Source organism: Streptococcus sp. DD11, assembly GCF_001578865.1.
GTDB classification, from domain to species: Bacteria; Bacillota; Bacilli; order Lactobacillales; family Streptococcaceae; genus Streptococcus; species Streptococcus panodentis.
The window spans coordinates 155801-161679 of sequence record NZ_KQ969394.1; the positions used below are offsets into that span (position 1 = coordinate 155801).

Genomic DNA, 5879 nt, shown 5'->3' on the forward strand with positions numbered 1-5879 from the left:
TAAAAAAAACGCAGTTTGTGTCAAAACAGTCCGGGGGACTGTGAGAGGTTGGAGATAAAAAAAACGCAGTTTGTGTCAAAACAGTCTGGGGGACTGTGAGAGGTTGGAGATAAAAAAAACGCAGTTTGTGTCAAAACAGTCTGGGGGACTGGGAGAGGTTGGGGATGAGGAAAACAGAGTTTTCCTCAATGCAGGAGCTTTTTGGAGTCTAAAAGACGAACAGTCTTGACACATCCTAACGGATGTTTCATCCGTAACCTCAAAGCAATGCTTTTGTTGCTTCCTCTCGGAAGCTCTATTTATAACCTCAAAAGCTCCACTGGAGCTTTTGAGCAATCAGCTACCGCGCCAAAAGTTTTTTACCAAAACAAAGCGAGACTGAAGAACTTTTGTCTCAGCCTCGTTCTCATCTTTATTTTAAATAAACAGGTTTTCAAGTTGTCATTCATCAATGTTTTCCCGATACTCCGTAATAGTCTGCCCCGTCCATTTCTTGAAGGCGCGAGAGAAGGAAGATACTTCAGAATAGCCCAGCAGGTAGGCGACCTCGTCGGTGGTGATTTCTGGCTGTTTGAAATAGCTAAAGGCCAGAAGTTTTTGCACATTGTGCAGTTCTTGGTTAAACTTGGTGCCTTCTGCGGTTAGGTTGCGCTGGAGGGTCCGGCTGCTGATGCCCAGAGAAGCCGCAATGTCCTCGATCCCAAAAGTGCCGCTGGGAATCATCTGATAAAGCTTCTGCTGGACGACGCCGGTGAAGCTCTCACTGGTCATGGCCTCTGCCAAGCGCTCCTTGAGCTGGGGTTCCAGGTAGTCCAGCATGACATTATTGGCCGTGAGAAAGGGCTTCTCTAAGTCTGCTTTGCGAAAGACGATTTCATTGCCCTCCATCTGCTCCACATGGCAGGCAAAGGCGTCTCTACTAACTGCTTCATAGGAAAAGGGCGTTCCCACATGGATGGGAGCAATGGCTTCGCCTGTGCCTGTCCGGATCAGATCCAGCAGGAGCAACTGTTCATTGAGGACCGCAAAGCGGGGCAGATCCAGACCAGCATAGTCATAACGGTAGTTCACGCGTACCAAGTCGTCAAAGGTTTCGATACCGACAACAATAGGACCTGTGATTTTCTTGTATTTTGCGAAATGCTCAATGGCCGCAAGGCCATTTTTTGAGGACAGAGCCGCAAAGAATGGGGGCATGAACATCTGGATGTCCTTGATCCGGCTCATGGCAAGGATCTGCTCGTCGCTAGCCACCTTGTCAAAGGCTGTGAGCAGATGGTAATAATCCAGAGTTGACAAGGTCATCTCCTCTTTCCAGCTGGTATCCGGCAACTGGGCAAGGTCGAGGATAGACTGAAAGTCCAATCCAAGGGCCTTGAGATTTTCTAGGTATTGTTGGCTGAGATTGAGACGCATGGCTTCTCCTCTTTTAGTGCAGGCTATTAGCTAGCCCGTTTCATAAGGGCATCAAACCAACGGTCTGGTAGGATAGCGTGCAAGAAGACCAAGGGTTTTGCGCCCATGCCGACCAAGTAACGGGTCTTAGGACGGCGGCTGTTGACCGCTTTTGAGATGGCATTTGAGATGACCTTAGGATCTGACATCATGTTGCCAGAGTATTGGCTGCGCATGCCTTCCGCTGCCTTGGTTGCGGCTGCTTCATAGGCGCCACCTTTGGCTGACTCGGCCAATTTGTCCGCTGCGATAAAGCCCCAGTCTGTCTTGATGCCGCCTGGCTCTACCAAGACCACGTCGATACCAAAGTCTGATACTTCCATCCGCAAGCCATCTGAGAAGGCTTCAAGGGCGTATTTGGTCGCATGGTACCAAGCTCCAAAGTAAGAGGTCAAACGACCTCCCATAGAGCCGATGTTGATGATGCGACCTGACGCTTGTTTTCGCATGTAAGGAAGGACTAACTTGGTAAGGCTGGCTAGCCCAAAGATATTGACTTCAAACTGCATCTTGGCTTCTTCGATGGTTACATCTTCGACAGCGCCGTATGACCCGTAGCCAGCGTTATTGACCAAGACATCGATGCGCCCTTCTTTAGCGATGATGGTTTCTAGAGCTTCCTTGATAGAAGCTTCATCCGTAATATCGAGACGGACAGGGGTCACGCCAAAGGCCTTGAGCGGTTCCATAGCATCCACCCGACGCGCAGCCCCATAGACGCTGTGCCCTTCTTTGGCCAATTGTTCTGCTGTTTGGTAGCCGATTCCTGATGAAGCGCCTGTGATCAAGATAACTTTTTTGTTTGACATGTTGATTTCCTCTTTTGTTTCATTTGATTGATGTATTTATTATACAGAAGAATTTCTGACAAAGCCATAACAATGCCTGACAGTTATTTGACAATTTACGCCATCAAGTAAAAATAAAGCACCTGCCTCCAATCATCCTAAAGAAAAAAGGCTGGGACAGAACTAAATGTTTAAAAATTTAGTTCTGTCCTACCGCCTTCAAGCAGTGGAAAAACGGATTCAATGTCCCTTGTGTTTTTCCAAGCGTTTTTGCTGTTTGCGTTCGAATTTTCTCTGCTTGACCCGTTCTTTCTGCTGCCTGCGCCGAGACTTAGCGGCTTGCTTTTGCTCTTCACATTGCAGCTTGAGCGCCTCCTGAGACTTCGTGGAAGGCCGGGCCGCCTGCTCCTTCTTAGCCTGCCGCTGCAGGCGTTTGGGATTAATCGGCCTGACCTTAGACTTTGCCTTGATACTAGGACTGAAGCGCAGCTGATGGTAATGCTGATGCAGGAAATCCAGCACTTCCTGATTGCTGGGCTCCGCACCAAAAGGAACACGGCAGACCGCATAAGCTTGCGCTTGCTCCCGCTCAAACAGGCCATACCAAAAGCCCCCGTCAAAATAAACTGTCAGCGTCATTGAAACCTTCTCCATGACAGCACCTCCTTAAAAAATCCCCAAGAACGGACAACCCAAGGAGGAAGGTTACTGATAGGATTCACAGCCTCGCGAAAACGAGACAAACCTATGTCTGGACTACCAACCAGAACCGTGTTTTTATCTTAGTAGCTACAGTCTAGCAAGATTTTCCAAAAAAATCAAGAAAATCAGAGACCCGCAGGGAGACGGCCGTCAAGATATAAAAGAGGGTGAGCTGCCTGCAGTCTCTTTTCTTGTCAAAAAGGGCCATTTCCGCTATAATACTACAAATACTGAAAGGAGAGAGTTATGAAATACTTTTGGACTTTTCTCATCCTATTAGCCTTGGCTGGAGCGGCTGTTCTCTTCTGGCAGGCCCAGGCAAAACCAAATCAAACCGCTGCCAAGCAAGAAAGCGCGCAGACAGCGGATAAGAAAAAAGCCGACAATGAGCTGACACCGACAGAAGACATCGTGTCCGAAGAGTACAGCATCTCAACCGATGATAGGCAGCTCTACGGCGTGATAACCGCTCCCCGCGACTATAAAAATAAAAATTTACCAACCATCGTCATCGCACATGGATTCAACAACACCCTTGAGCAATATGAACTGTACAGCCAGCTGCTGGCCAAGCAGGGCTATCTGGTCTATCGCTTTGACTTTTACGGAGGCAGCCATCGCTCCAAAAGCGGCGGACAGGACATGCTCAATATGTCCGTCAAAACTGAGCTCACAGACTTGACACAGGTTATGGAAAAGCTCGGAGCCGAGCCTTTTGTAGACAAGGGGAAAATAAGCTTGTTTGGCGCTAGCCAAGGCGGCGTGGTGGCCAGTCTCTATGCAGCTGCCCACCCCGACCGTGTGCACAAGCTCCTGCTGATCTTTCCAGCCTTTGTCCTATTTGACGATGTCAAGGAGACCTATCGCAATCTGGGAAGCCCAGCCCTGGACCAGCTGCCTGACAGCATGACGCACCACAATGCCACTCTGGGCAAGATTTATCTGATTGATGCCCTGGATATTGATATTCAAGCAGAGCAGGCAAAAATTACTGCTCCAACCCTCATTATACATGGCACTGACGACTCTGTTGTTCCCTACCAGTATGCCGTCGACGCCAGTCAGACCATTCCAAATGCAGAGCTGGTCACTGTAGAAGGCGGCGAACATCGAATCGATGAACGCTTTTCCCTTGCCGCAGCCCCTGCTATCCAAGAATTTCTGAAAGAGTAAAAACAACTCTCTAGTCTGACTAGAGGGTTGTTTTTCAATCTTTATGCCAACAAAAGCACGCTCAACTAAACACGGCCTAAAAGCGTCGAGAAAATGAAAAAACTCTCTGAAACCAGAGAGCCAATCTGAGCTCGGGCTAAAATTCCAGTGAAAAAGAAAAACTACTCTATAATAGAGCAGCTTCAACTTTGTATATTCAATTGAACACGGCCTAAGCACTTGGCAAAAAAGATAAAATCTCCTAGAAACTAAAGTTTCTTCGTCAATTTTCCTATTTTTGCCTGGTGCTTTTAAAGGCCTTTGTATCTTGAATTAACGACGAAGTCCCAGAGAGTTGATCAACTCACGGTAGCGGTTGACATCGTTCTTACGCAGGTAAGCCAAAAGGTTACGACGGCGGCCGATTTTCTTCATCAAGCCACGGTAAGTTGCGTGGTCTTTTTTGTGCACCTTGATGTGCTCGTTGAGGTGGTTGATTTCCCAAGTCAGGACTGCTACCTGAACTTCAACAGAACCAGTATCACCTTCGTGACGTGCATATTGTGCAATGATTTCATTTTTTTTCTCTTTTGAGATTGCCATGATTTTCTCCTTTTCTTTACGCTTCATCCGAGTGACAGGCTTGGCAATTCCTGCAACCAAGAAGAAGTTATTTGTCTTCGCGACATTCTTATTCTATCAAGAAGGACTGGCTTTGTCAAATCATTCTGCTCACGTCTGATCGTCATCTGACTGCCGCTTGAGCAGGCTCCTGATTTCTTCCAGTATGACTCTCTGCTGGGCCAATTCCGTTTCAATCTTCGCCAGTTTATTTCCTGTATTGTTTTCCCGGCTGATAAAAAAGTTGGTCAGGGAGGTGGTCAGAAGGCCCAGAGTTCCAATGCCGCTGAACATCAGCACTACAGCGACTGCCTTTCCTATGAGGGTCTTGGGCACAATATCGCCATAGCCGACAGTGGTCACCGTCGCAACCGACCACCAAACCGCATCGATAAAAGCATGGTGCTCAACATAGGCCACAATCGCACTGCTGATAATGATGATGCCGGCATTGATGGATAGAAAACGCATGATCCCATTTTTTCCTGTGAACTTTTTAACGACTTTTCTCAGCTTGCTGCTGAGACCAATCAGGCGGAAAATCTTGGTCAGCTTCACCAAACGGACGATTCTGCCCAGCCGGAAGAAAGCAAACAGCAGATTAAAAGGAATAATCGCCAGCAAATCAAAAAAATGCTTTTTGAAATAAACCCATTTCCTCTTGGCTTTATAGATTCCCACTGTATAATCCACAGCAAAAATCAAGGTAATGCCCTCATCAATCCAGACATAAGGAACAGCATAGATGTCCAGCAGTCCAATGAAATCAAGAATCACCAGACTGATGGATAAAAGGGCCAGCACCGTGATTCCCCATTCATAATTGAAGAGCAGTTCTCTTTTTTGTCCATAGCGTCCTCTCAGTTGTTGATAGTTTTATTATAGAGTATTCTGAGCCCGGACGCAAGGACGGTCAGACAAATCAATCAAAATCCCGCACCTCTAAACAGGCAGCGGGATTCACAGCTGGACTTTGAAAATCCTTAAGCTTTCTAATTCTTCTGAAGTCAGGCGGCGATAGACACCCAGAGCCAGCTCTGGCTCCAGCTTCAGAGGCCCCATACTCACGCGCTGAAGGTCCGTGACTTCTTTGCCGCAGGCTTGGACCATGCGCTTGACTTGGTGAAATTTGCCTTCGGAAATCGTAATCCGGACCCGGCT

At 47.7% G+C, this 5879-nt stretch carries 6 protein-coding genes and 1 pseudogene; 1 reads left to right on the forward strand and 6 read right to left on the reverse strand.

All coding sequences use genetic code 11. From position 1 onward, the window contains the following. Nucleotides 1-441: 441 nt before the first annotated feature. From STRDD11_RS06675 to STRDD11_RS06685, 3 genes are all read right to left on the reverse strand, one after another. Nucleotides 442-1416, reverse strand: a complete 975-nt coding sequence (locus tag STRDD11_RS06675) for a helix-turn-helix domain-containing protein (RefSeq protein ID WP_128836614.1) — start codon at nucleotides 1414-1416, stop codon at nucleotides 442-444. Nucleotides 1417-1442: 26 nt separating this feature from the next. Further along, nucleotides 1443-2264, reverse strand: a complete 822-nt coding sequence (locus STRDD11_RS06680; protein WP_061422160.1) for an oxidoreductase — start codon at nucleotides 2262-2264, stop codon at nucleotides 1443-1445. 219 nt (nucleotides 2265-2483) lie between these two features. Further along, nucleotides 2484-2897, reverse strand: coding sequence for a YjdF family protein (locus STRDD11_RS06685; RefSeq protein ID WP_128836620.1), 414 nt, complete (start codon nucleotides 2895-2897; stop codon nucleotides 2484-2486). Nucleotides 2898-3191: 294 nt separating this feature from the next. On the opposite strand from STRDD11_RS06685, the gene STRDD11_RS06690 reads away from it, so the two are divergent. After that, entirely contained in the window at nucleotides 3192-4118 is a 927-nt protein-coding gene (locus STRDD11_RS06690) for an alpha/beta hydrolase family protein (protein ID WP_128836623.1), read from the forward strand. A gap of 312 nt (nucleotides 4119-4430) precedes the next feature. Here the strand turns inward: STRDD11_RS06690 and rpsO are convergent, their stop codons facing one another. From rpsO to STRDD11_RS06705, 3 genes and pseudogenes are all read right to left on the reverse strand, one after another. Then, nucleotides 4431-4700: a 30S ribosomal protein S15 gene (gene rpsO / locus STRDD11_RS06695; RefSeq protein ID WP_003026255.1), complete on the reverse strand. Its 270-nt coding sequence runs from the start codon at nucleotides 4698-4700 to the stop codon at nucleotides 4431-4433. Nucleotides 4701-4829: 129 nt separating this feature from the next. After that, nucleotides 4830-5522 (reverse strand): potassium channel family protein, encoded by a 693-nt coding sequence (locus STRDD11_RS06700; protein ID WP_241209347.1) that lies wholly within the window; start codon nucleotides 5520-5522, stop codon nucleotides 4830-4832. 156 nt (nucleotides 5523-5678) lie between these two features. Further along, nucleotides 5679-5879, reverse strand: a pseudogene (locus tag STRDD11_RS06705) (16S rRNA pseudouridine(516) synthase); the annotation flags it as partial.